This window comes from Corynebacterium sp. EPI-003-04-2554_SCH2473622 (assembly GCF_001665955.1).
GTDB lineage: Bacteria > Actinomycetota > Actinomycetes > Mycobacteriales > Mycobacteriaceae > Corynebacterium > Corynebacterium pseudodiphtheriticum.
On the sequence record NZ_LZMN01000009.1, the window covers coordinates 1 to 25,198 of the forward strand.

The following is a 25,198-nucleotide window of genomic DNA, read 5'->3' on the forward strand; positions in this document are numbered from 1 at the left end:
CCAGGCCCACATTGCCGACGCCGATGACCGCGACCTGCTCGGCGGACAAATCCCAGTTGCGCTCAAAGTGAGGGTTACCGTCGTAGAAGCCGACGAATTCGCCAGCACCCCAGACACCTTCTAGGTCGGCGCCCGGGATGTTCAGGTCCCGGTCGTCGACGGCACCGGTGGAGAAAATAACGGCGTCGTAATGATCCTTCAGTTCTTCGACGCTGATGGTGCGGCCAACTTCGACGTTGCCGATAAAGCGGATCTTCTCGTTGCTGAGCACGCGGTGCAGCGACTTGATGATGCCCTTAATACGCGGGTGATCCGGTGCCACGCCGTAGCGGATCAAGCCGAAAGGAGTGGGCATGCGGTCGAGCAAGTCAATATCGACGTTGCCGCCGGTCTTTTTAATCAGGATATCGGAGGCGTAAATACCGGCTGGACCAGCACCGACGACGGCGATTTTGAGCGGTTTATCGCCCTCGGTGTTGGGGTTGCTGGTCACTGCGTCAGTCTGCTTGGACGGAGTTGCGGACGTAGTGGAAGTAGTCATTCGCGTTAATCGTGCCTTTCGGTTGTTAGTCGTTAGTTGTTGGCTTCACGTGCGAGTGCGTTCTTCTGCGCGTGCGTGATCACGCGCTTATTCGGTTCGCGTTAAGCAAGCACGTTCTATTTGAACTTATTTGTCTCTATTTTGCTAGCTAGCGAATTAAATTCAAATGATGTGGGCCACATTACTCCAGGTCGCATGCAGGATTGCTTGTATGAATTAAATAGACCGATCGGTCTCATTGGGTTAGACCGAGTGGTTCATCTAGATTGAACGCATCGGTTCGACCGGGATTGTGACTCTCCGGTTGAACAACAAAATCTACAACTAATCCCGAGCAAAACACCTGCACATCGCCGAAACCGTTTAGTGAGGCAACTTATGACTACAAACGCCCCCGCACGCCCAAAGCGGAAACCAAAGCCAGAAGGGCAGTGGAGTATTGACGGCACCGACCCGCTGAACAAAGAAGAGGAGGTGAAGCAAGAACAAGAAGCCTTCGAGGTTAAGCAGCGTGTGATCGACACCTACTCCAAGCAGGGTTTTGATTCGATCCCTGCTGATGACATCAGCAAGCGCTTCAAGTGGCTCGGCATTTATACCCAGCGCAAGCAGAATCTCGGTGGCGAATACACCGGTCAATTAGAAAACCACGAGTTGCAAGATAAATATTTCATGATGCGCGTGCGTTTCGACGGCGGCCAAGCCACCCCGGAGCGCTTGCGCGTCGTCGGTGAGATCTCCCGGGATTTCGCACGGTCTACCGCGGATTTCACCGACCGGCAGAATATTCAGCTGCACTGGATCCGCATCGAGGATGTCCCAGAGATTTGGCGCAGGCTGGATGCCGTTGGTCTGACCACGATGATGGGCTGCGGCGACGTGCCGCGCGTGATCTTGGGCTCGCCCACAGCTGGGGTGGCGGCCGACGAGATCATTGATGCTAGCCCGGCGATCGAAGAGATCAAAGAGAACTATCTGCCGCGCGCGGAATTCCACAACCTGCCACGGAAGTTCAAAACTGCCATCTCGGGTAACTCCCGCCAGGATGTCACCCACGAGATCCAGGACGTGGCGTTTATTGGGAAAAACCACCCGGAATACGGCCCTGGGTTTGACTGCTTCGTTGGCGGTGGGCTGTCCACCAACCCGATGCTGTCGCAATCGCTGGGGGCGTGGATCCCCATCGAGCGCGTCCCGGAGGTGTGGGCCGGGGTGGTTCGCATCTTCCGCGATTATGGTTTCCGCCGCCTGCGCAACCGTGCGCGGTTGAAATTCCTCGTCGCCAAGTGGGGGATTGAGAAATTCCGTGAGGTGCTGGAAACGGAGTATCTGGATTCCCCGCTTCTCGACGCCGAACCGACCCCGTTGCAATCCGGCATCCGTGATCACATCGGCGCGCACCCGCAAAAGGACGGCAACTTCTATCTAGGTGTGAAACCGACTGTTGGCCACGCGACCGGTGAACAGCTGATTGCGATTGCAGAAGCCGCGGAAAAGCACGGGATCACGCGTATCCGGACCACACCGATGAAAGAACTGCTGTTTTTGGATATTCCGCGCGAAAAGCTTGCCGAGGTAGCTCGTGACCTGGACGCCACGGGCCTGTATTCCAAACCCTCTGAGTTCCGCCGCGGCATCATTTCCTGCACAGGGTTGGAGTTTTGCAAACTTGCACACGTCACCACCAAGTCGCGCGCGATTGAGCTGGTCGACGAGCTGGAAGAGCGCATTGGCGATATTGATTCCAGCCTGACGATTTCCCTGAACGGCTGCCCGAATGCGTGCGCGCGTTCGCAAGTCTCGGATATTGGTTTGAAGGGCCAGACGCTGACCGACGACGAGGGCAACCGTGTGGAGGGTTTCCAGGTGCATCTCGGCGGTGCGCTGGGCATTGAGCAGAATTTTGGCCGCAAACTCAAAGGTCACAAGGTGCTGGCCAGTGAGCTGGGCGATTATGTCGTGCGCGTCGTCGAGAACTACAAGCAGCAACGCGAAGAGGGCGAGTCTTTTGCGCAGTGGACTGTCCGTGCCGATGAGGAGGCTTTGTCATGAAGTTTCGCCGGAAACCGAACCCCAACCGGAACCACCCGCTGTTTTGCCCGTATTGCGCGGGGGAGGGGCTATTCCCGGACGAGGAAACGGAGTTTGCCTGGAGCTGCAGCGAATGCCTGCGGGTGTTTTCCGTGCAGTTCCACGGCCAGGATGAGCAGGAGGCCGCGCCGGAACCGGCGGTGTCCACTAATGAGGCGCTGCAGAACTCCCTGCACAAGTCAGCGGTCAAGCCGGTGCAGAAGGCTGCACAGAAATCGTCCCAGGAACCTGCACAGAAATCTGCACAGAAATCCAGCCTGAATTTTCTTAATGTTTCACGTGGAACATCGGGCACGGAGCAGAGCTATCGCGATCCGGAACAGTCCCCAGCAGGCGCTGCCACCACGACGGAGCCGCTTGCCGACGACACCGCGGCACGCAACCGGCAGCTCGTAGCCGACTATGCCGACGCGCTGTACGACGCCAGCGCCGAAGACATCCTGGCTTGGGCGGACGAACACGTGCCCGGTGACATCGCGGTGACCATGTCCATGGAAAACACCGTGTTGGCAGAACTCGCCAGTCGGTATGCCCCGCGCGCCAGCCTGTTGTTCTTGGACACCGGTTATCACTTCGACGAGACCCTCAACGTCGCCAAGCAGGTGCAGCAGCGCTACGACCAGCAGTTTATTACCGCCACACCCGCTCTGGAACGCAGCCAGCAAGACGAGGTCTACGGCCCGCGGCTCTATGCCTCGAACCCGACGGCCTGCTGCCGGATGCGCAAAGTCGAACCACTCGCGCGCAACCTCTCGCCATTCGCAGGTTGGGTCACCGGGCTGCGGCGTGACGACGGCCCCACGCGCGCACAAGCACCCGCGCTAAGCCTCGACGATACGGGCCGGTTGAAAATCAGCCCGCTGGTGACATGGAGCCTGCAAGACACGGAAGACTACGTCGACAAGCACGACCTGATCGTGCACCCGTTGACCAGGCAGGGCTACCCGTCAATCGGGTGTGCGACCTGCACCTTGCCAGTAGCGGAAGGCCAAGACCCACGCGCCGGGCGCTGGGCTGGACTGAACAAAACAGAATGCGGACTACACACATGAGCACAAGCGTGAACAACCCCACCCAAATCAACCAACCACCCCACACCAGCCAGCCAACCCACCCAACCGGCACCGCGTTATCGCCGCACCTGCACGAACTCGAAAACGAATCCATCCACATCCTGCGCGAGGTCGCCGGGCAATTCGATAAGGTCGGGCTGCTGTTTTCTGGCGGAAAAGACTCCGTCGTGGTGCTGGAACTGGCCCGGCGGGCGTTTGCCCCGGGCGCGATCCCGGCGGAACTGATCCACATCGATACCGGGCACAACTTTCCAGAGGTGCTGGAATTTCGTGACCGCACCGTCGAAAAATACGGCGTAAACCTGCACGTCGCCAAGCTGCAAGACTGGATCGACCGCGGTGAACTGCAAGAACGTGCCGACGGCTCGCGGAACCCGCTGCAGACCGTCCCGCTGGTGGAAACCATTGAACAACGCGGCTACGACGCGGTGCTCGGCGGGGCGCGGCGCGACGAAGAACGGGCACGCGCGAAAGAACGCATTTTCTCGGTGCGCGATAGTTTCGGCGGCTGGGATCCACGGCGGCAGCGTCCGGAGCTATGGAATATCTACAACGGCGGCAAGTTGCCGGAAGAAAATATCCGCGTGTTTCCTATCTCGAACTGGACAGAAGTTGACGTCTGGCAATACATCGCCGCGCGCGGGCTGGAACTTCCCAGCATTTACTTCGCGCACCAGCGTGAGGTAGTCGAGCGCGACGGCATGTGGCTATCTCCCGGGCCCTGGGGTGCGGGCAGCTCAGCCGCACACGCAGCTGGTGCAGACCAGGCCACCCCGGTAACCCGCACGGTGCGCTACCGCACGGTCGGCGATATGTCCTGCACCGGGGCGGTGTTGTCCGAAGCCAAAACCATCGACGAGGTGTTGGCGGAAATCGCGGCTTCTCCACTCACAGAACGCGGTGCGACCCGCGCTGATGATCGTATCTCCGAATCCGCCATGGAAGACCGCAAGAAGGAAGGCTACTTCTGATGACTAGCTCCGCAACAACCGAAACCACAGCATCCACCGCGGCTCCTGCAACCACCGCATCCACCGCAACCATCCTGAACAATCGCCGAGCGTTGCGCATCTGCACCGCCGGATCGGTCGACGATGGCAAATCCACATTCGTGGGGCGTTTGCTGCACGACACCAAATCGGTGTTGTCCGACCAGCTAGAAGCCGTGGCGGTGAGTTCGTCGAAACGCGGCTTCGATGGTCTGGATTTTTCCTTGCTTGTCGACGGCCTGCGCGCCGAACGCGAACAGGGCATCACCATCGACGTCGCCTACCGATATTTCGCTACTGACCAGCGCAGCTTCATCCTTGCAGATACCCCGGGGCACGTGCAGTACACCCGAAATACGATCACGGGCATGTCCACGGCGGAAGTCGTCATCTTGCTCATCGATGCCCGCTATGGGGTGGTGGAACAAACCAAGCGCCACCTGCATATCGCGGCGTTGCTGGGAATCCAAGACGTGATCATCGCGGTGAACAAGATTGACCTGGTCGGCTATGACCAGGCTGTGTATGAGGACATCCAAGCTCAGCTTGCCGACGCCTTAGCCGAATTCGGTGCGTTGGCGCCACGTAATACTCGCGTGGTGCCGATCTCCGCATTGGCCGGTGACAATGTGGTGGAAAGATCTGCGCACACCCCGTGGTACGACGGCCAGCCGATCGTAGAACTGCTCGATACCATCCAACCGGCGGAAAGCGATATCGCTGCCGGTCTGGATTTCCGTTTCCCGATCCAATACGTCATCCGTGAGCCGCAGACTGATTACCGCGGGTACGCCGGGCGGGTCACCACCGGTGCGGTTGCCGTGGGCGATGCCGTCACCGTCAGCGGCGGGCGTACCAGCACCGTGGTTGGCATTGATACTGCCGACGGACAGCTGCAGGAGGCACATTCTGGTGATTCCGTGGTGCTGCGGTTGGCTGATGAGATTGATCTGGTCCGCGGCGATTTCATTTCCGCTGGTAGCAGCCCCCGCAGTACGCGGAAATTTACTGCCACGCTGGTGGGGTTGTCCGATAAAGGCGTGCGTGCGGGGCAAAAATTGCATCTGCTGTATGACAGTGGCAAGTATAAGGCGCGCGTGGCCAGCATCGAGACTCGCCAGGACCGGTCAGCGCAGGACGAGTCACAGTCAGCGCAAGCCCAGCTAGCGCTCAACGAGATCGCCACCGTGGAATTAGAAACCGCCGTGGAGATCGCAGTGGATGATTACGCAGCTCGTGGCAAACGCGGCGCTTTTGTGCTGGCGGATCCGCACGATGGCAACTCGCTGGCTGCGGGATTAATCGGGCAGAAGTAACGGAGGAGAGCTAACAATGACTGCGCTGATTACTCTTTCGCACGGCTCACGCCACCCTCAGGCTGTTGGTTTGATCGATGAGCTCAGCGCAGCAGCCGCGAACAGCGCTGGGGTGGAAGGCTACAGCAGCCACCTGGAATTCAACGAACCTGACCTGCGCACCGCCGTGGCCGAGGCGATTGCCGATGGGCACAAGCATCTGGTGATCGTCCCGTTGCTGTTTACACGTGGTTTTCACCAAAAAGTTGATGTTCCGGAACAACTCGCTGCGGTGCGCCAGCAGGCACAGCGCGCCGGGGCGGACGTGGAACTTGCCGACGGGCTGGGCACCGGTGTTGCCATGGAGGAATTGCTGTCCCGGGTGATTGCTCGCGAGGCTCCGGCTGGGGCGCACGTGGTGTTGGTGTCGGTGGGATCTTCTGACCATGCGGCCAATGCGAGCGTCGACAAGCTCGCCAGGCGTGTTGCTGCACGGCGTGCCGGCGTGAACCAGGCCGGTGCTCATCAGCCCGGCGTAAATCAGCCCGACGTAAATCAGTCCGATGCCGAACAGAGCAGTGCCGATGACATCAGCGTGGTATTTGCGACCGGCCCGAACCGGTTGGCAGAGCTGGCCCAGCACCACGAGCGAATGCACCTGGTGCCGTTGTTTGTCAGCCATGGCTTGTTGCTGGATCGAATGTACCGGCAAGCAGAAGAAATAAATGCGGCACAAGCTGGTGGATTACGAGCCGGTGCAGCACAAGCAGGAGAATCCGCAGAACAAGAACGCAGAATCACCTATTCCCAACCACTAGGCACGGCACTCGCAGAGGTAGTAGCCGCGCAGATTTGAGGAAAATCATGAGAGGTTTAATTTTTATCGCCCTGGCTGGTTTCGCCGCGCAGCTTGTCGACGGCGGCATCGGCATGGGTTTCGGGGTGACCTCAACAACGATCCTCCTGGGCCTCGCTGGTTTGGGTGCTGCGCAAGCTTCCGCCGTGGTGCACGTGGCAGAACTCGGAACCACCGCGGTATCCGGATTTAGCCACTGGCGCTTCGGCAACGTGGATTGGTCCGTGGTGGCGCGGCTGGGATTTCCCGGGGCACTCGCCGGGTTTGTTGGCGCAATGTTTTTATCTAATTTGCCACTGGATAAGGCACAACCGATTACCGCAGTCGTGTTGGTGGCCATCGGGGCAAACCTGGTGTGGCGATTTAGCCAAGGGCGCACGAAGCGCAAGCTGGCAAAAAAGGCGGAGTATTCCACACCATTTTTAGGATTCTTGGGTGCTCTGGGTGGTCTGGTGGATTCCACGGGTGGCGGAGGCTGGGGGCCGGTGACTACCTCCACGCTGCTGGGCGTCGGCAGGCAACAGCCACGGTATATCGTCGGCACGGTTTCTGCCTCGGAGTTTCTGGTGGCCGCAGGGGCATCGGCTGGTTTTGTGGTGGGCCTGTGGGAGGAAATCGTTTCGCATACCGCCGCGGTTGTGGCCCTGCTGATTGGCGGAAGCATTGCTGCCCCCATCGCTGCCTGGCTGATTTCCCGCATTAACCCGGTTGCCCTGGGCGGGCTGGTGGGTTCGGCGATTATTGCGTTGAATATTCGCTACCTGCTGCCATTGGATACGGTATGGCCGGTGCAGCTAGCGATCATGGCGGTGGGGATCGCGTTGACCGTGCACGGGGTGCGCCGATACCGCACCCGCATGCGGGTGGAATCTTTGCAACGCGCAGCCGCAGCTAGCACCGAACCGCGCACAGAGCCGGTGGCTGATGGGGCGGCAACTCGGGGGCCAGCCGGTGCCGATCCGGACGCTACTGAGCAGAAGATTCCAGCCCGGCTACATCTCCGATGACGATCACCGCAGGTGGTTCCACCGAATTATCCGCAATGGTTGCGCCAAGCTGTTCGAGCTGGCAGCGGAACACCCGCTCGTCGGCAAGGCTTCCTTCCTGAATGACGGCGGCGGGGGTAGCTGCGGCCATGCCTGCTTCGATAAGTGCATCCGCGATTGCACTGGCGTTGCGCACCCCCATGATGATGGACAGCGTGGCACCGGAGCGCGCCAGTGCAGACCAATCCACCAGGGATTTTTCGTGCCCCGGTGGCAGGTGCCCACTGACGACGGTGGCGGCATGCACGACGCCGCGCTGGGTGACAGGTATGTGTGCCAAGCCCGGAACAGCATAAGCGGAACTTACGCCGGGAATGACTTCGCAGGCGATCCCAGCTTCTGCGAGTGCCGTGATTTCTTCAAAACCGCGCCCGAACACAAACGGATCACCGCCTTTGAGCCGCACCACCTTGTATCCGGCTTGGGTGTATTCGACGAGCATGCGGTTGATTTCTTCTTGGGCGACCTGCTTTTTATACGGCAGCTTGGAAGCGTCGACAAGCTTTTTGCTGGAAATATCGCACAATCGATCCAGAAACGGGGTGGGGCCCAGATGGTCTGCGACGATGACATCAGCCTCGTGGAGTGCGGCTTGGCCGCGTAGCGTGATGAGATCCCACGCGCCGGGGCCGCCACCAATTAACTTGGCTGGGTGAAAATTCTTGGCTGGGCCAGCGGCGGCAGCGGCGGCAGCATTGGCAGGGGCAGAATCTGGGCCAGAATCTGGAGTAGTCATGCCGCTAGTTTAGAACACCTGGTCATGCAGATCATAGGCTCCACTAGGAAGGTATTTTTCGATCGTGCTGCAATTTTGCTTCTCGGTTCCCGGGCCAAATTTTGGGACGAACTGCTCGGCATCCTGCTCAGCGATGGGGATGCTGGTTTTATGGTTTCCGTATACGTATCCGACGATGCCATGATCTGATTCAGTTTTTGCTACCTGGCATTTTACGGTGAACATTCCGTGGTCATTGTGAACTGGTGCAGTGGGTTTGCCGTTGTGCTCGGCGTCAGGAGAGTCAGGTGCTTCTTGGTGCTGTGTTGCCGTGGCCGGTGATGCTGGGGACGTGGTGACTGGAATCTGCGTTTGAGACGTCGGAGGTTCGCTCTCGGCTGTGGAGCACGCCGATAACACAGAAAATGCTACTGCCGTCGGGATAAAAACTGTCTGTAACCTCATAGATACAAGGTTACTGTGAATCCCGTTATAAAAACGCTAATTCGTCCAATTCCTTTCGTTGCCTGTGCATGAAGAAGCGCTGGTTTCGGTAAGTCCGAGAGCTTCTTTGAGCTCATCATGTGAGATTTCTTCAGCTTCTTCTCGGGCGATTTCGGCAGCATGGATGTCTTCTTGATCTTCTAATGCTGCAACAGCGCGAGCATAAAATGAGGGGGAGACGACTACGGCGCGGGCGCGGCTTTGCTGGCTGGTGATGGTGATAGGCATATGTTGTGCTTCCGCAAGGATTTGGCTTTGGGATTGACGAAATTGGCTGACGGTCATTGATTTTGTTTCCATGTTTTTAACGTACATCTCAAATGAATTGAGTGGCGCGGGCGTGAATAAAAGCTAAACAGGGCGCTGGGCCCCAGCGCGATGTCATTAACTGCCTAAGGTCTGGTTCTCAGGCAGCGAAATAGACCGGAAATCGGGGTTAAACGACATACTTCGCCACTAATTGCCTCTCCAAGAATGTGAAATAGTTGACAAATCATCTTTTTTCTCAGGGTTGCAGTTATTGGGCTTCACGCATATCGTGATTTCTCTCTATACCGCTTTGAACAGCGGGAATATACTCGGAAATAAGAATTTCCGACCCGAAATAGCGGCGTTTTTCTGCCTCTGCCGTAAGACTCATGAAGAAAAATCTCGCCAACGAAGATCCATTGAGGCGTATTCTTGGTGTCGTTGTCCTTCCGGGTGCAACGCACTTCCGGGGGACAACACATCTGAAGAACATTAGATAGCTCACCTATATATAAGGAGGAAGTTATGCCTTCCGCACTATTCGTAGTTACCGCCGCTGATAAATGGACGCTGGCCGACGGCAGCACCCGCCCTACCGGTTACTGGGCCGAAGAGCTGATTGCTCCACACCGCGTATTTAAAAACGCTGGATGGAACATCGACTTCGCGACGCCAAATGCCAAGGCCCCAGTAGTAGACCAGTACAGCCTCGATGTTCTCTCCGACAGCGAGCGCGCAGAATATGAGAATTACCTGGGAGAAATCGGCTCGGAGCTGAACAACCCGCTTAACCTGGCTGATGTTAACGAGGCTGACTATGACCTCGTCTTTTACCCTGGCGGCCACGGCCCAATGGAAGACCTGGCTTATGACCAGGATTCCGCCAAACTGCTGCAGGACCGTATTGAATCCGGTCGTGCGCTTTCCCTGGTATGCCACGCTCCAGCTGCTTTGCTCGCCATGGACAATGACAACTGGCCGCTTAAGGGCTACACCATGACTGGCTTTACCAACGCCGAAGAAGGCGAGGAGACCATCGCAGCCGCCAAGTGGGTAGTTGAGACTCGTCTGCGTGAACTCGGTGCTGACTTTAAGCAGACCGATCCGATGCAACCGTACGTCGAAGTAGATCGCAACCTTTACACCGGCCAGAACCCAGCATCGTCTGAGCCTCTGGCACAGCGCATTCTGCGCGACTTTTAATACGACGAGCGCTGAAATAACCAGCGCTTCAACAGGGCTCTGACAAGCCCGCGCTAACCTGCTCCAAGGGCACCGTTTTGCCCAGGAGCAGGTTATTTGTCTCTAGCGAGCACGATGTTATCGCCCAGAAATTTCCGGGCCTTGCGACACGCTCGCGGTCCAGCAGGCCGTCGTCGGCTAGCGTGGACTTACGCTTGGCTTGAATCGTTGTTCCTGGGACAAAAGCCCGCGGTGAAATCTCTTTTAGTCCCCATCATGCGCATCCGATTATCCACAGTCTTATGGTTAAGTGAAATGCGGTAGCACTCGGCGAGTTCTGCGTATGAGCCCATTTGTAGTATCCAGATCGAGATACCTTCAACAAGCGCGCCATGCGTTTGATACTGAAATTTGCTTTGCGCTGACTGTATTAATTCGAACTTTTCTGTTCGCGTTGACTCAAAGTGAAGAAGGTTGTCGCTTTTGACAAAAACTCATCATCCATCTTGGCTTCCGCCAGCACACGACGCAGACGAGCGTTCTCAGCACGAATATCCGCCTTGCTTAGCCCATCGGAGGATCCTCGGCGTTCGCGCTCATTTTTACACACCGGCCTAAAGGGGCTGGTGCGACGCCAATCTCCTTGAGTCACATGAGCGATTGGGCGCTGTGACTCGATTACCAGGCTTAAAGCTTCACGCCGATACTCAGGCGTGTACTTCTTGCGCTGTTGGCCCACACTGAACATCCTCTCCTAAGGACGCACGATCCGCACATATAGGGTGTCCACTAACCGGTGGTAACCTCACTGTTCTTTGGACAGGTGGATGATTGTGAACTTTAGGTCCCAAATGGATATTGCCTGCTCAACCCGTTTTGTGAACATGGAAACCAAGTAGATTATTGTGAACATCAAAAGATGTTTGACATGTTGTGAACGTTTGTATACTCTGGTTTTAGTCAACCAGACAGAAGAACATTTCACAGAAAGTGGAAACGCAATGAAAACCCGCCGCATCATCCTCTTGGACATGGAAAACTTCAATGGTGGCCCCGTCACCACACCTTCACAGGCATGCTGGTGCCGACGCGTGCTCGCCTGCTGGCTCGAACTTCGACCTGATGATCAGGTAGTTATCGCAGCAGATATCTCAACAGTCACGAACGTTCACCAAGCATGGCCAAAGGCTCGAATCCTGGCTGGGAGTTACGAAAATGGTGCAGACCTTCGCCTCCTGGAAGTTATGGAAGAGTCCCTTCCAGAGCGTTTTGGAGAAATGATTCTTGTTTCAGGGGATCGGATCTTTGCTGAGAAGGTTTCTGAGCTTGCAGGGCAGGGGCTACCCACCCGCGTTTATGCCCACGAGACCTCGCTGTCTGGGCGGCTTAAATTTGCTGCTACGACAGTTACTACCACGATGAGTACCCTCACTACTATTGAAAAGGTTGCCTAGAATGACCACGCAGTATCAGGGACAAGTATCCCTTACCGACATTGCCGAGCTTGCTGGTGTCGGACGCTCAGCAGTAAGCAACTGGCGAGCGAGGAACTCAGATTTTCCTGCCCCCGTGGAAGGTTCTCCTGCACGCCGCCCACTTTTCCACTTCAGTGAGATAATTTCGTGGCTGGAAAGCCAGGATCTTCTTCCCGATAACTGGAAAGCTAATGTCACGGAACCGCTAGTAGCTTCTGCGATTAAGCCTCTATCCATTGGATTAGAAGATGGTGAGTCAGCATCCCTTGTTGCATTAGCTGTTCTTGCGGTACGCAAAAAGGGTGATGTAGCAGACTGGACCACATTCCTGGCAGATGAAAAAGATGCTCGGTCTGCTCTGTCTCAGTTCCTCGCTCCGCTTGGACCCGATGTTTTATCTCATGAGCAGATCGACGAGATCAGTGCGAGCATTCCGACTGCTTCCGATGAAGAATTAAAAACCCTCGTCGATGGGCTGATGAAGATTGATGAAAACGATTATGGGGATGCCGCACGCATTGTCATTGAGCAGCTATTTGGTAAGGCTGGTCGCGGTAGTCTTGGTTTCTACACAACTCCAACGACTGTTTCAAAGCTGTTGATTAACGCCGCTAGCACCACCGCAGAAGATGGCGATACTGTATTCGACCCAACCTGTGGAACTTCGACGACCTTGTTGGGAATCGGTTCGCGCATCAGCGCAGCTACGATTATCGGCAACGATGTAAGCCAGCATGCCGTTACGCTCTCTATCCTGCGGGCTTATTTAGAAGAAGTACCAGCTGCTTTTACAACGTCTGACATCCTCACTGAGGATCCTCAACCGAAGCTGCGTGCGGACATAATCGTCTCAGAACCACCGTTTGGCCTACGTCCAGGGCCAGGAGGCGTAAGCACTGTAGAAGGGCTTCTCGGGACATCAATCCCTCGAGGGTTATTTGCAGACCCAGCGTTTTTGGTCTATCCAGCTACGCATCTCTCGGAAAATGGTCGAGCATACGTACTCACAACCCCTCTGCTTTGCTACCAAGAGAAACTGGATGATTTCCGTCGTCAACTTGTCGCACGTGGGATTGTTGAAGCCATCATTCAGCTTCCTGAGAAGCTACTAAACACTACCTCTATCCCCACCGTGCTGTGGGTTCTTCGAGCTCCTGATACCTCTCGGGCGAGCGAACCAGTTCTGCTTGCAGATGCCAGTGATGCTCAGTCGCCAGAAGAACATATCGCAGAGTGGCTAGGGGCAATGCGACAAGGGAAAGAGACAACTATCCCTACGGGTTCAATCACCTTGGCTGACATGATTACGCAAGGCAGTAACCTGGTCCCTTCCCATGCGCTTAAAGAATCTCTTAGTGCTGACGATGCTGCCCAGGACTTTCACACGGCATGGGAACATCTTGCAGACACGGTTCAATCTATCGGCGGGCTTATGCCGGAGCACAAGCCTGCTCTGGATTCTCTATCGAGTTCTGTTGGCATGATTCCTATCTCTAAGATGAAATCCGTTAAACGACTTGTCTCCCGCCCTTCGCGATATCCTAGCGACGGGAGGTCTCCGTCCATCCCCGTTAAGATGCTCTCTTTACGGGAAGGCGGCGAACCGAGTGAGACGTTCGTTGAAAATTCCATATCAATTCTTCGATCAGGAGATGTCCTCGTCCCTCATATGGCTTCTAAACCGGCGTGGGTATTTAGTGGAGCTGAGGGGAATTGGGTTGCTCCTTCGAGCGTCCATGTATTCAGGATCGAAGATTCAAGCATTCTGCCGGAATACCTAGTTGCTTGTGTTAATGCTTCATTTAATGAGTTCGACGATGGCAGTAAACTTCCTCGACGCAGAATGCCAGAGATTAAGATTCCGCAGCTTGATATGAGCGAGCAAAAAAAGATTGTGGATCTCACTGAGTCTCTCGTGGAGCTATCTAAACGAGCTAAGATTCTTGAGAATCAGTCACAGTCGGCTCTAGATGCGGCAATCAATTTGGTGTGTTTCGGAGCCGACATGTAACCGGTAGCGGAGAACCGACCATTGAATTTCGTTTACTTGTACGAGTGGACGCAGTCGGTGTCTCCACCCCACGCTATCCTTCATCAATATTCTTCTGTTAAGGACAATTCTTAATGCCTAGCAAGACCCCCCTTGAGGCTATGCCCTCAACCACCAAGGAGCTTAAAGATACTCTTTGGAAATCTGCCGACAAGCTCCGTGGCTCTATGGATGCTTCCCAGTACAAAGACGTTATTCTCGGAATCGTCTTCCTTAAATATGTTGCTGACGCTTTTGATGAGCGCCGTGCTCAGCTGCGCAGCGAGCTTGTAGCAAACGGAATGACTGATGAACAAATGTCCATGTTTATCGACGATATCGACGAATACATAGGACATGGCGTGTTCTGGGTTCCTGAAAACGCCCGCTGGGACTTCATTGCCGCAAATGCAAAGGGACTTCCTGCTGCCGATGGAAATCCAGCCAAAAACATTGGTGAGCTCATCAACGAAGCTATGGACCTCATCATGGAGGCCAACCCAACGCTGGCGGGAACTCTGCCGCGTATTTATAACCGGGATTCCGTCGACCAACGACGCCTTGGTGAACTCATCGACATGTTCAATACCACCCGATTCTCCGGTCAAGGCCCTGGCCGCGCACGTGATCTTCTGGGTGAAGTGTACGAGTATTTTTTGGAGAAATTCGCACGTGCAGAAGGAAAACGCGGCGGCGAGTTCTATACGCCTGCCGGTGTTGTCCGGGTGTTGGTTGAGATGCTCGAACCCACCAGCGGCCGGGTCTATGACCCATGCTGTGGCTCAGGTGGCATGTTTGTGCAGACCGAGAAATTCCTCGACGCACACAACGCTGACACCTCCGCTATTTCTGTCTACGGCCAGGAACTCAACGAGCGTACGTGGCGTATGGCGAAGATGAACCTCGCAATCCATGGTCTTAACGGCAATTTGGCTCCACGCTGGGGTGATACGTTTGCTCGAGACCAGCATCCTGATATGCAGGCTGATTATATTCTTGCCAACCCTCCGTTCAACATTAAAGACTGGGCGCGCAACGAAGAAGACGAACGCTGGCGTTATGGTGTTCCCCCTGCTGGTAATGCTAACTATGCCTGGATTCAGCACATTGTTTCTAAGCTCGCCCCAGGTGGCTCGGCTGGTGTTGTCATGGCAAACGGTTCTATGTCATCTAATATTGGCAGTGAAGGTCAGATCCGTGGTGAGTTGGTTGACGCTAACTTGGTGTCTTGTATGGTGGCTTTGCCTACCCAGCTTTTCCGCTCTACTGGTATTCCGGTGTGTATCTGGTTCCTGACAAAGGATAAGACCGCAGGGCAGAATGGTTCCATCGACCGTACTGACCAGGTGCTCTTCATAGATGCACGCAACTTAGGCCATATGATTGACCGGGCAGAGCGTGCGCTGAGCGATGAAGATATCGCCAAGATTGCTGGTACCTTCCATGCGTGGCGTGGTACTGATTCTGCTGAAGGTAAGGCTTATGAAGATGAGGCTGGTTTCTGCTATTCCGCCAGCCTCGAAGAAATCAAAGAAGCCGACTACGCCCTCACTCCTGGTCGCTATGTTGGCTTCGCTGAAGAAGAAGACGATGGTGAACCCATCGAAGAAAAAATCAGCCGACTCAAAGCCGAACTCTTCGAACAACTCGACGAGTCAGAACGTTTGGCGGCAAACCTTCGTACGGTGCTGGGAAAAATTCATGAATAGATTTCAAATGAGGAAGCTGTCAGAATTGGCAGATATCGTTACTGGAACTACACCTAGTTCTAAGCAGCCTGAAGCGTGGGGCAATGAATTGGATTTTATTACCCCTTCTGATCAATCGGAGTTTTACCGAGAAGCAAGCCCATCGCGTTTTCTTTCTTCCTATGGTGCAGAGCTCTTCAAAAAAAGAATCGTTCCTGCAGGTTCAACAAATTTAACGTGCATTGGTTCAACCATTGGCAAGGTGTCTATGGCGATGCGACCTTCTGTGACTAACCAACAAATAAACAGCATTGTGGCTAAGAAAGATGTTGCAGATCCGATTTTTATCTACTACATGATTAGAAATTGGAGTGGAATCTTAAAGGTTGAAGCCGCAGGATCCGCGACTCCCATTATCAATAAAACTACTTTGTCTAATTACTCATTTGTTGTCCCTCCTCTCGCTGAGCAGCGGGCCATTGCTGAGGTCCTCGGGGCTCTCGACGATAAAATCGCAGCAAACAACAGACTAGTCGCGCAGTCTGACGAACTATCTCAAGCGATCTTCCGTTCGTCCTTAATCGGAGATAACCAAATGCTCCCTCTATCAAGCATTGCTGACTTCGTGAACGGTAAAGCTTTCACCAAGAATGCCAGTGGAACGGGACGCGTAGTTATTCGAATTGCTGAGATGAACTCAGGTATCGGAAACTCAACAGTGTTTAACGACATTGAGGTTGATGAGAAACATATCGCTCGACCAGGAGATATTCTATTCGCGTGGTCTGGATCATTGACGCTACAGCGTTGGTTCCGTCCTGAAGGAATAGTCAACCAGCATATTTTCAAGGTCATTGCTCGAGACGGAAATCCGAATTGGCTGGTTTACGAGTTGTTGAGAGACAAACTTGATTACTACAAGCGAGTTGCTGCTAATAAGGCAACGACTATGGGACATATTCAAAGAAAAGACCTTGACGAGCTTGTTCATGTTCCCGATGGTTCGTCGCTGACGCGTATTGCTGCCCAAATGACTGCTCTATGGAACAAAATGCTCAATACTGAGCAAGAGAGCTTGCAGCTTGCTGCTACCCGCGATGCTCTTCTTCCTCAGTTGATGTCGGGGAAGATGCGGGTTCGTGACGCTGAAGCGGTTGTTGAAGATGTCCTCTAGGTCTGGAATTCGTTGACCTTTTGTTGGCTAATTGTATCCTTACCAGGCGTTAGTCATATACGCTGGTCATGTAGTATTAATGTCAGAAAGTAAGGGTGGGTATGAGCTCACAAAGCGGGTTTACGGAAGCTGACTGGGAGAATATCGCGCTCTCCCAGCTCAACGAGCAGGGCTGGTCCCCGCTGGCTGGTTCACAGATCGTTCCTGGAACCGGGGAGCGAGACTCTTGGGATGAGCTCATCATCCGCCCACGCCTGCTTGCTGCTTTGCGCCGACTCAACCCTGATGTTCCTGGCCAATACCTGCAGCAGGCTTTAGCCGAAATCGTTGCGCCAACATCGCAGGATGCTATTTCCGAAAACCACCGCATCCACCAGATGATGACCGATGGCTACCGTTTGACTTATCTTGATGCGGACGGCCAGGAGCACACACCTACAGTCCGCATCATTGGTTCGGAAGAATCCGACAATGAGTACCTCGCGGTTAACCAGGTGACCATCGTAAAAGGCGATTTCAAGCGTCGCTTCGATATCGTGTTGTACTGCAACGGAATGCCGGTCAGCATCATGGAGCTAAAACAGGCAGGAGCAGCGCAGGTAGATATCTCTGCTGCGCACGCACAGCTTCAGACCTATCTCCGGGAGTTTCCACTCGCGTTCCGATTCTGCGTCTTCAACTTCATCTCTGATGGTCTAAACGCACAGTACGGAACACCTTTTACCCCGTTCAACCACTTCTCCCCATGGAACGTTGACGACGACGGTACCCCCGTCGCGTTAGGCCACACGGTTAATGGACAGGCTGTTTTACCGATTGATACGGCCATCAGTGGCTTGTACAACCCAACACGATTTCTTCAATTCCTACACTCGTTCACCGCATTTGATGCCGGTGCTGAGGGTCTTTCAAAACGCATTGCTAAACCACATCAGTATTTCGCAGTAGCCAAAGCCGTGGGCTCAACCATCGAAGCAGTCCGGAGCAACGGCAAAGCAGGCGTCGTGTGGCACACCCAAGGCTCGGGAAAGTCCATGGAAATGGAGCTCTACACCGCAGCAGTGATGCGCCATCCGGAGCTGAAGAATCCCACCATCATCGTTATCACTGACCGCACAGAGCTCGACGGACAGCTCTATTCTTCATTCGCCCGCTCACAGCTTCTTCCTGATACCCCGCAGCAAGTCGCAACGCGAGCAGACCTGCGCACCGAATTAAGTAGTCGCGGTACCGGAGGCATCTACTTCACGACCCTGCAAAAATTCGCATTGAGCCAGGAAGAAAAACAATCCGGCACCGAACACCCAGTACTCAGCGATCGAAGAAATGTCATCATCATCGTTGATGAAGCCCACCGCAGCCACTACGACGACTTAGACGGTTACGCCCGCCACCTTCACGATGCCCTGCCCAAAGCCACGTTCATCGCGTTTACCGGAACACCTATCTCTTTTGAAGACCGCAACACCCGCGATGTCTTCGGCGACTACATCGATATTTACGACCTTTCACGCGCCGTTGCTGATGGCGCGACCGTACCGGTCTTCTTCGAGCCCCGGCTTATTAAAGTGCAGCTTGCAGATGGAGTCTCGGAAGAGGACATTGACGCAGCAGCCGCAGAAGCTTCTGAAGGTCTAGACGATATTCAACGTGCCCAGCTGGAACAATCTGCTGCCGTTATCAACGCAGTCTACGGAGCCCCAGACCGCCTTACGGAGCTTGCGAAAGACCTGATTCAGCATTGGGAAAACCGACGTGAAGCTGTTTCCGCCAGCATTGCAGATATCGACGGTGAGCCAACCTACGGCAAAGCCATGATTGTGGGCGCTACCCGCGAAATCTGCGCCAACCTCTACACAGCTATCACCGCGCTTCGCCCCGAATGGCACGCTGATGAGCTGGATAAAGGAAAAATTAAAGTAGTCTACTCCGGCAACGCCACCGACACACCACCGGTCTCTAATCACGTACGCAATAATTCCGCGAACAACACCATCAAAGCACGGCTCAAAGACCCCTCTGATGAACTTGAACTCGTCATCGTCAAAGACATGATGCTCACCGGATTCGATGCCCCACCGCTGCACACTCTCTATCTTGACCGCCCACTCAAAGGTGCACTGCTTATGCAGACCCTGGCGCGAGTCAACCGCACTTTCCGGGGCAAGACTGATGGTCTTTTAGTTGCTTACGCTCCGTTGGCAGAAAATCTCGCACAAGCGCTCGCTGAATATACCCAAAGCGATCAGCAGTCCAGGCCTGTTGGCAAGAATATTGATGAAGCCGTTGCCTTGGCCGAAGAAATCGTTCGGAATATCCGGGAATATCTATCCGGCTACGACTGGCAGACAGTTCTGAATGAACCTCATCCTCGCGCATTCATCAACGCCACTACTGGGGCTACGAACTATCTCCGCAGTCGTGAAATAGCACAGAGTTCTGACGAGGATGAGCCAAGCGTAGCGGAGAAATTTACCCAAGCAGCTAACCAACTTTCTCGTGCATGGAGCCTTTGTTCAGGGTCTGGACGCCTAGATCATCTACGTTCCGAAATCCAGCTGTACATGGAAATTCAAGCGTGGATGGGAAAGTTTAAGGCACAGGAAGCTAAAGACCTTAACCAACCAGTTCCAGGAGACGTTGAACGCCTACTGGCCAAGCTCATTGCAACATCGACCGATGCCACAGGTGCCGTTTTAGATATCTATGCCGCAGCAGGAATGCCTAAGCCATCGTTGAACGACCTCACCCCGGATTTTGTAGCGAAGACCTTGGAAGCGCGCAATCCACAACTGGCTATCGAGTCGCTTCGGGCCCTGGTGATGGAGGAATCTAAACAGGTCACGCGAAGCAACGATATTCGGCAAAAGACTTTTTCTGACCGTGTGATGGAGCTGATGCGGAAATATACTAACCAGCAGCTCACCTCTGCGGAAATCATCGCAGAGCTTATTGAACTGGCGAAGGAAGTAGCGGAAGAATCCAACCGAGGCCAAAAATTTGATCCTCCACTCAACGAAGACGAGCTTGCCTTTTACGATGCGGTTGCCCTGAATGAATCTGCGGTGACAGAACAAGGTCCGGACATGCTCGCTGAGATTGCACGGCAGTTGGTAGTCGTCATGCGTCGTGACGTACGCACAGACTGGACTGTGCGTGAAGACGTTCGGGCGAAGCTTCGTGCCTCAGTAAAACGCCTTCTAGTGCTCAATGGTTATCCGCCAGACAAACAGCAGGATGCCATTAAAGAAGTCATTAGGCAGATGGAAACTATGGCTATGCGCGCCGTTTAAAAGGCCGCGATCTATATCAATCAAAAGGTATAAAAATGGGGTGTTTTTCAGTTCGCGTACGACATATTTGGAAACATGTCGCAATCAAAACAACTTAATGGCCATTATCTATTTCTTAGCCACTCTGTGGCCCGGTCTTCCCACAGCTGAGAAAGGCTGGTGTCATCCAGTAAAGCGGCTAGCTTTGCTTGAGCAGTTCCCAGTCTTTTATGTACAGGCGTAGCGTTGCTCAGCGCTCTGCGTGTCCCTCTAAAAGTGTGGAGACTCTAGCGTCCGCTTGAGCCTCATTCTTAGGTTTGCTCGCGGCGCTGGTTTTCGCTTTTCTGGCAGCGCTTCCGATTGTCATGTTTCTCCTTAAAATGCTGCTTTAAGCTCTTGCACTAGCTCAACTCATTCGCGGTAGGGCTTTGCGGTTATCGACGAAACCGTAGAGCCGGCATGTCGCGTCAAGCTTCGGGTCGGAATAATGGTGTCCGCCAGGGCTGCGCGCGTGTTCGCTTCAGCTTCCCCACTTTGTCTATAGCGAGCGCTTCTCCCACGCGTTTGCCGGAATGGATGCAGCCGCCTAAGAAGGTGCCTTCCAGCGCATTCTTCCCGTGCATGCCGCCACCGCCGAAACCAGCTGCCTCCCCGCAGGCAAACAAGCCAGGGATAATGTTGCCGTCTGAATCGAGGCAGCGTCCCGAAAGGTCTGTTTCCAGCCCGCCCAGGGTTTTGCGGGTTAATACCTGCAGCCGTACAGCAATGAGTGGCCCATGTTTCGCATCTGTGAGTTTGTGCGGTGCGGCAGCGCGCACGATCTTATCGCCCAGAAATTTCCGGGCCGTGCGCAGATAATTCACCTGGGCATCCTTGGAAAACGGGTTATCCAGCTGGGAATCCCGATCAGCGACGGTGCGTGCGACACGCTCGCGGTCCAACAGGCCGTCGTCGGCAAGCGCGGCCATTTTTGCGGTTAACTCATCGAGGTTATCGGCGATCACCCAATCCACGCCATGGTCTTTGAAAGCCTGCACGGCCGGGTGTGTTTTTGGCCCAAGCTTGCTGGCCAGTTGCCGGATTGTTTTCTGCGTTAAATCTGGGTTTTGTTCGGAACCAGAAAAGATGAATTCCTTATCCGCGATGGTGGAGTTCAACAAAAACCAGGAATAGCCGTGGCCTGTTTTACCAATGTGGCTCAATGCAGCGAGGTTATCGGAGCCCGGAAACAGATTCGTCGGCAAGCGCTTGCCGGTAGCATCCAGCCACAACGACGACGGCCCGGGAATAATGCGGATGCCATGGTGCGGCCAGATGCTATCCCAATTGTGCATTCCCTCGGGGTAATGCCACATTCTGTCCGTGTTCACTAGGTTTGCGCCGGCGTGCTTGGCGACGTCGATGCCGCTGCCGTCCACGTGCGCCGGAACGCCAGCTACTAGATCGTCGGGGCACGGGCCCCAGCGATCGCTTGGCCAGCTGGCGCGTACTTTTGCTAGATTGCCTCCGATTCCGCCGGTGGCGATGACCACGGATGCTGCATTCAGCTGAAATTCACGCACGGCTTTTCTGCTTGAGGCCTGGCCACGGGGTAGCGCATCATCGGCTGCTAATTCCACTCCACGGACACCGGTGACTCGGCCGGACTCGTCTTGTAGCAGGCCTTCCACGCGGTGGCGGAAGCGCCAGGTGAGTTGTCCGGTTGCTTCTGCCCGTTCGAGTGGTTCGCGGAATACCCGGACGACTTCCGGGCCGGTGCCCCAGGTGAGGTGGAATCGTGGAACGGAATTGCCATGGCCACTGGCGTCGCCGCTGCCGCGCTCTGCCCAGCCGATCGTCGGCAAGACATTGAGACCCAGCTTTTTTAAATATTCGCGCTTTTCACCGGCCGCGAACTGCACGTATGCCTGGCCCCAGGCCTTCGGCCAGCGATCACGGGGTGCGTCGTCGTAATCCGCGCTGTTTTCCCAATCGCGCCAGGCAAGCTCATAAGAATCGCTCACCCGCATCAATTTTTGCTCCGGGCTTCCCACATAAAACAAACCACCCAGCGACCAAAAGGCTTGGCCGCCCAGGTTATTGCGGTTTTCTTGGTCGAGGATCACGACCTGTTTCCCGCCCTGTAATGCCTCGTAGGCTGCAACCATGCCCGCCAGGCCGGAGCCGACGATGACTATGGGGACGGTGGACGAGTTTGTGGATGTCTCTGTGGGGCTGCTTTGCGACGATGTATTGGATGTTACGTAGGTCATATTGCAAGTCTAAATTAATAGCTTGTTGAGTGTGGGAAAATCTGTTGAAACCTAAACGATCGTAAGACTTGCAAGGATTTGTACACTCTGGGATCCCTTGGCGAAAGGCAAAAAGACTGAAGTCGGCTAGGAATCCGTTGTGCACTTAACGAGGTTCGGTCTTCCTCGGTTTACTTTGATCGCTCCGGCTAATTTCGTCCTCGTGAAAAGGTGACTTGCTACATTCCTCGTCTAGTTAATTACTTATGTTACGTTAAAAGAGGGTATTGGGCTAAAACAATACCCACACTCGGGCCACTTTCCAGGGGCTGCCCCCCAATTAGAAAGTCATTTCCATGAGAACCGTTAGCCCCGTACTAGAAGTTCGAGCAGTTGCCGTCAAGGCGACCCCAAAGCACAACGCCCCTTTAGCGTTGCCACTAGATTTTGAGCTTACTCACGGACAAAAAGCATTGTTATCAGGTCCTTCCGGATGTGGCAAGACTACATTCCTGAACGCAATCGTAGGCTTACACCCCCTACACGAAGGAAACGTAGTGCTACTTGGCGAGTTCAACATATCTAAGACCTCAGTATCGACCCGCCAAAAATTACTCCGAAGCGATATTTCCTACGTCGGCCAAGAACTAGTAGCTTTCCCAGGCCTTACGGTAAAAGAGTATTTAGAATTCAATTTACAAGTTTGCAAGAAAAAAGTGAGCTCAGGGTTGTATATCGGAATTCTCGAATCATTAGGTGTAGAACACACTGTAAACCAGATGCTGACCGAACTTTCAAAGGGGCAATTACAGAGAGTCATGATCACTGGTGGACTCATACGACAACCTAAATTACTTCTACTTGATGAGCCGAGCAGTGCATTAGATAGCGACTCGCGGGACAGTTTATTCAGTGTCGTTGACGATGCGGTGCATGAGGGAACGGGAGTTCTCATGGTGTCACACGACCCAGTCGTCGAAAGCTTCGTTGATTCTGTAATCACTATGGAAAAGGACGATGCAAACCATGAATAAGAATTTGCAAAAAATTGGGGCGTCGATCGTCGGCGAGGCCAAAATATATTTCTTTGTCCTCGCACTAGCCCTCGGAATCACCACCAGCTTTGTTCTTGTTTTAGGTTCAGTCTGGTCGCGATTGATTGACGAGTTTCCGGATGACCAATTCAAGTTTATTGGTGGCAATATGCTCTTTTGGGCGACATTTGTCGCCATCGCCATGAACATTCCGCTTGCAGTTCTCGGTTCTTTACTCCTTCGGGAACAATCCATAACGCTTATACGCTTTGGACTAGGTCGGCGTCACTTTATCCGCGTAATGCTTGGGCAAATGTGGAAGCCGTTCCTCGGCGCCTTACTCCTCGCAGTCGTGCTTTATTTACCATTTTCTGCACTCTTAGAATGGCTTCCTGATGATAATGGAAATCCATTAATCAGGGTCAGTGGATTTGGCGTTCCTACTTTTTTCGGCATTGTTCTCGCAATAATCAGCCTCTTCATTCCACTAACTATCTCGGTATTGTTTTTGAGCACGAATTTAGTGACGAGGGTGGACAATAGCTTCAGAAGGTTACGCTCCATCAAACGCTGGCTCTTGCGGGGGATTTTCGCTTTAGGCGGGACCGCATTAATTATATTTGGAATAGTCTATGAAAACGGACAACAAGGTGGAATTCTCTTTACGGTAGGGATACTGCTTGTTGGTTCTACTCTTGTTCCCCAGGCGGTTCCGCGTATTGCACTCAATCTTACGACACTCGTTGCAAGGTTATCCTCGTACCGTCCCAGCCCCGTTTTGAGTAAATCTGTGACTTCCGAATATCGGTCACGTTTTTCAGGTATCTCGTTATTCTTGTTCCTCATTGCAAGCATCCCTGCGTTACTTTTCAGCGCATCTGGTATGCAAGCCCGCGCCATGGGAGAAGGCGGTATTGCGCAGTGGGATTTCTGGGTCCTCATGGCCGTTCCTCTAGCCTTTACGCTACTAGCGATTATCTCTGCAAGTCTCATACTTAGCCAATTGCTCAACCGTAGCCTCCATAAATTCCTCAAACTAGGGATTATGCGTCGTGAATACCATTTCGCGTTACTGCTCACACTTGCTTCAATAGCTTTTTCGGCGCAGGCATTAGTGCTTGCTTGTGTGTTTTTTCTGGGACTACTCATGATGTTCGTCTGGAATATCAGTTTGGTTGAAATGTTGAGTGAGTTATATTGGCAACCACTAATATCTGTATTTATTCTCGTTATGATTTTTGTGCCGCTCCTGTATCTGGGATTCTCTGGTGTAAAAGGCAAAGAGACTCAAACTACTTTGGCATCGAGGAAGTAGTCTAAAAGGAATCTCTCGCCTAAGTGAAGTGCCCCAGATTTTGATCCGTTTGAGTGGAGGGGAAGATCTTCGACCATGTCGAAGGAGAGTGTCTGATTCTTTGTGTGCGGGGGTTTGGTTTACAAGTAATCCGCGAGTCGATCCGGGTAAGCCACGGCTAGTTGGTTAATGGCTTGTTTCCATCCGGTGGCTTTCCCTCCTTCATTATAGCCGTTGCTTACTGGATTGAAGTCGTCTACAACCGCCGACGCCGTCGGTATGGTCAGCCCCGTCGACTTTGAGAACCGCATTGGTCTAACCACCAGCAGAAAAGAAATAGCCGCCTAACTACTAGGTAGCTCTACTACGTGTCCCACGATTTGCGGGCAACCCCAGTCCAACTTATAGGGAGCAGTTCAGTTCAAGTGGGTCTTTTCTGCGTTTGCAGGTGCTTCAGTCC

At 54.0% G+C, this 25,198-nt stretch carries 21 protein-coding genes; 14 read left to right on the top strand and 7 right to left on the bottom strand.

Annotation, left to right across the window (positions count from 1 at the left end; translation table 11 throughout):
• Positions 1-541 (bottom strand): FAD-dependent oxidoreductase (locus A5774_RS00815; RefSeq protein ID WP_231892292.1); only part of this gene is annotated, 541 nt, incomplete at its 3' end.
• Positions 542-919: 378 nt separating this feature from the next.
• Here A5774_RS00815 and A5774_RS00820 point away from each other — a divergent pair.
• From A5774_RS00820 to A5774_RS00845, 6 genes are all read left to right on the top strand, one after another.
• Complete coding sequence (locus A5774_RS00820; protein WP_064833033.1) at positions 920-2,593, top strand: nitrite/sulfite reductase; 1,674 nt, start codon at positions 920-922, stop codon at positions 2,591-2,593.
• Between the two features lie 296 nt (positions 2,594-2,889).
• Positions 2,890-3,684, top strand: a complete 795-nt coding sequence (locus tag A5774_RS00825) for a phosphoadenylyl-sulfate reductase (RefSeq protein WP_064833048.1) — start codon at positions 2,890-2,892, stop codon at positions 3,682-3,684.
• Complete coding sequence (cysD, locus tag A5774_RS00830; protein ID WP_231892293.1) at positions 3,681-4,676, top strand: sulfate adenylyltransferase subunit CysD; 996 nt, start codon at positions 3,681-3,683, stop codon at positions 4,674-4,676. Before A5774_RS00825 ends, cysD begins: the two co-directional genes overlap by 4 nt.
• Complete coding sequence (locus A5774_RS00835) at positions 4,676-6,010, top strand: sulfate adenylyltransferase subunit 1 (protein WP_231892294.1); 1,335 nt, start codon at positions 4,676-4,678, stop codon at positions 6,008-6,010. The genes cysD and A5774_RS00835 overlap by 1 nt, the downstream gene beginning before the upstream one ends.
• Before the next feature lie 16 nt (positions 6,011-6,026).
• Entirely contained in the window at positions 6,027-6,845 is an 819-nt protein-coding gene (locus A5774_RS00840) for a sirohydrochlorin chelatase (protein WP_064833034.1), read from the top strand.
• Between the two features lie 8 nt (positions 6,846-6,853).
• The gene (locus A5774_RS00845) at positions 6,854-7,852 is read left to right on the top strand and encodes a sulfite exporter TauE/SafE family protein (protein WP_064833035.1); all 999 of its coding nucleotides are present in this window, start codon (positions 6,854-6,856) and stop codon (positions 7,850-7,852) included.
• On the opposite strand, the gene cobA is transcribed toward A5774_RS00845, so the two are convergent.
• Genes cobA through A5774_RS00860 form a run of 3 tightly spaced genes read right to left on the bottom strand, consistent with a single transcriptional unit; the run spans position 7,812 to position 9,395 of the window.
• Positions 7,812-8,627, bottom strand: coding sequence for a uroporphyrinogen-III C-methyltransferase (cobA, locus tag A5774_RS00850; RefSeq protein ID WP_064833036.1), 816 nt, complete (start codon positions 8,625-8,627; stop codon positions 7,812-7,814). The genes A5774_RS00845 and cobA overlap by 41 nt on opposite strands.
• A 9-nt stretch (positions 8,628-8,636) precedes the next feature.
• Positions 8,637-9,071: a hypothetical protein gene (locus A5774_RS00855; RefSeq protein WP_156519504.1), complete on the bottom strand. Its 435-nt coding sequence runs from the start codon at positions 9,069-9,071 to the stop codon at positions 8,637-8,639.
• 36 nt (positions 9,072-9,107) lie between these two features.
• Positions 9,108-9,395 carry a type II toxin-antitoxin system Phd/YefM family antitoxin gene (locus A5774_RS00860; RefSeq protein ID WP_018120586.1) on the bottom strand — a complete coding sequence of 96 codons (288 nt, stop codon included), beginning with the start codon at positions 9,393-9,395 and terminating at the stop codon, positions 9,108-9,110.
• A gap of 489 nt (positions 9,396-9,884) precedes the next feature.
• On the opposite strand from A5774_RS00860, the gene A5774_RS00865 reads away from it, so the two are divergent.
• On the top strand, positions 9,885-10,562 hold the full coding sequence (locus tag A5774_RS00865; RefSeq protein ID WP_064833038.1) for a type 1 glutamine amidotransferase domain-containing protein: 678 nt from the start codon (positions 9,885-9,887) through the stop codon (positions 10,560-10,562).
• A 409-nt stretch (positions 10,563-10,971) separates the two neighbouring features.
• Here the strand turns inward: A5774_RS00865 and A5774_RS11610 are convergent, their stop codons facing one another.
• Entirely contained in the window at positions 10,972-11,280 is a 309-nt protein-coding gene (locus A5774_RS11610) for a hypothetical protein (RefSeq protein WP_231892295.1), read from the bottom strand.
• Positions 11,281-11,542: 262 nt separating this feature from the next.
• Between A5774_RS11610 and A5774_RS00875 the strand changes: the two genes are divergently transcribed.
• The 5 genes from A5774_RS00875 (at position 11,543) to A5774_RS00895 (ending at position 20,200) form a co-directional block, all read left to right on the top strand.
• The gene (locus A5774_RS00875) at positions 11,543-11,995 is read left to right on the top strand and encodes an NYN domain-containing protein (RefSeq protein WP_064833040.1); all 453 of its coding nucleotides are present in this window, start codon (positions 11,543-11,545) and stop codon (positions 11,993-11,995) included.
• Position 11,996: 1 nt separating this feature from the next.
• Positions 11,997-14,027: an N-6 DNA methylase gene (locus A5774_RS00880; protein WP_064833041.1), complete on the top strand. Its 2,031-nt coding sequence runs from the start codon at positions 11,997-11,999 to the stop codon at positions 14,025-14,027.
• A 113-nt stretch (positions 14,028-14,140) separates the two neighbouring features.
• A complete protein-coding gene (locus A5774_RS00885; RefSeq protein WP_064833042.1) occupies positions 14,141-15,754 on the top strand; it encodes a class I SAM-dependent DNA methyltransferase in 1,614 nt (537 codons plus the stop codon).
• A complete protein-coding gene (locus A5774_RS00890) occupies positions 15,747-16,907 on the top strand; it encodes a restriction endonuclease subunit S (protein WP_064833043.1) in 1,161 nt (386 codons plus the stop codon). The genes A5774_RS00885 and A5774_RS00890 overlap by 8 nt, the downstream gene beginning before the upstream one ends.
• A gap of 101 nt (positions 16,908-17,008) precedes the next feature.
• Positions 17,009-20,200, top strand: a complete 3,192-nt coding sequence (locus A5774_RS00895) for a type I restriction endonuclease subunit R (protein ID WP_064833044.1) — start codon at positions 17,009-17,011, stop codon at positions 20,198-20,200.
• 446 nt (positions 20,201-20,646) lie between these two features.
• Here the strand turns inward: A5774_RS00895 and A5774_RS00900 are convergent, their stop codons facing one another.
• Complete coding sequence (locus A5774_RS00900) at positions 20,647-22,326, bottom strand: FAD-binding dehydrogenase (RefSeq protein ID WP_064833045.1); 1,680 nt, start codon at positions 22,324-22,326, stop codon at positions 20,647-20,649.
• 440 nt (positions 22,327-22,766) lie between these two features.
• Here A5774_RS00900 and A5774_RS00905 point away from each other — a divergent pair, with 440 nt between their 5' ends.
• A complete protein-coding gene (locus tag A5774_RS00905; protein WP_064833046.1) occupies positions 22,767-23,444 on the top strand; it encodes an ATP-binding cassette domain-containing protein in 678 nt (225 codons plus the stop codon).
• Positions 23,437-24,759, top strand: coding sequence for a hypothetical protein (locus A5774_RS00910; protein WP_156519505.1), 1,323 nt, complete (start codon positions 23,437-23,439; stop codon positions 24,757-24,759). Before A5774_RS00905 ends, A5774_RS00910 begins: the two co-directional genes overlap by 8 nt.
• Before the next feature lie 119 nt (positions 24,760-24,878).
• On the opposite strand, the gene A5774_RS11415 is transcribed toward A5774_RS00910, so the two are convergent.
• Complete coding sequence (locus A5774_RS11415) at positions 24,879-25,049, bottom strand: hypothetical protein (RefSeq protein ID WP_197490203.1); 171 nt, start codon at positions 25,047-25,049, stop codon at positions 24,879-24,881.
• Positions 25,050-25,198 lie beyond the last annotated feature (149 nt).

Bases quoted from the DNA above. Each gene is read 5' to 3' on its own strand.
- A5774_RS00860 (WP_018120586.1), bottom strand. From the start codon at position 9,395: ATGACCGTCAGCCAATTTCGTCAATCCCAAAGCCAAATCCTTGCGGAA.
- A5774_RS00875 (WP_064833040.1), top strand. From the start codon at position 11,543: ATGAAAACCCGCCGCATCATCCTCTTGGACATGGAAAACTTCAATGGT.
- A5774_RS00885 (WP_064833042.1), top strand. From the start codon at position 14,141: ATGCCTAGCAAGACCCCCCTTGAGGCTATGCCCTCAACCACCAAGGAG.
- A5774_RS00865 (WP_064833038.1), top strand. From the start codon at position 9,885: ATGCCTTCCGCACTATTCGTAGTTACCGCCGCTGATAAATGGACGCTG.
- A5774_RS00855 (WP_156519504.1), bottom strand. From the start codon at position 9,071: ATGAGGTTACAGACAGTTTTTATCCCGACGGCAGTAGCATTTTCTGTG.
- A5774_RS00840 (WP_064833034.1), top strand. From the start codon at position 6,027: ATGACTGCGCTGATTACTCTTTCGCACGGCTCACGCCACCCTCAGGCT.
- cobA (WP_064833036.1), bottom strand. From the start codon at position 8,627: ATGACTACTCCAGATTCTGGCCCAGATTCTGCCCCTGCCAATGCTGCC.
- A5774_RS00845 (WP_064833035.1), top strand. From the start codon at position 6,854: ATGAGAGGTTTAATTTTTATCGCCCTGGCTGGTTTCGCCGCGCAGCTT.
- A5774_RS00900 (WP_064833045.1), bottom strand. From the start codon at position 22,326: ATGGTTGCAGCCTACGAGGCATTACAGGGCGGGAAACAGGTCGTGATC.
- A5774_RS00880 (WP_064833041.1), top strand. From the start codon at position 11,997: ATGACCACGCAGTATCAGGGACAAGTATCCCTTACCGACATTGCCGAG.
- A5774_RS00895 (WP_064833044.1), top strand. From the start codon at position 17,009: ATGAGCTCACAAAGCGGGTTTACGGAAGCTGACTGGGAGAATATCGCG.
- A5774_RS00905 (WP_064833046.1), top strand. From the start codon at position 22,767: ATGAGAACCGTTAGCCCCGTACTAGAAGTTCGAGCAGTTGCCGTCAAG.
- A5774_RS00890 (WP_064833043.1), top strand. From the start codon at position 15,747: ATGAATAGATTTCAAATGAGGAAGCTGTCAGAATTGGCAGATATCGTT.
- A5774_RS00835 (WP_231892294.1), top strand. From the start codon at position 4,676: ATGACTAGCTCCGCAACAACCGAAACCACAGCATCCACCGCGGCTCCT.
- cysD (WP_231892293.1), top strand. From the start codon at position 3,681: ATGAGCACAAGCGTGAACAACCCCACCCAAATCAACCAACCACCCCAC.
- A5774_RS11415 (WP_197490203.1), bottom strand. From the start codon at position 25,049: ATGCGGTTCTCAAAGTCGACGGGGCTGACCATACCGACGGCGTCGGCG.
- A5774_RS00820 (WP_064833033.1), top strand. From the start codon at position 920: ATGACTACAAACGCCCCCGCACGCCCAAAGCGGAAACCAAAGCCAGAA.
- A5774_RS00910 (WP_156519505.1), top strand. From the start codon at position 23,437: ATGAATAAGAATTTGCAAAAAATTGGGGCGTCGATCGTCGGCGAGGCC.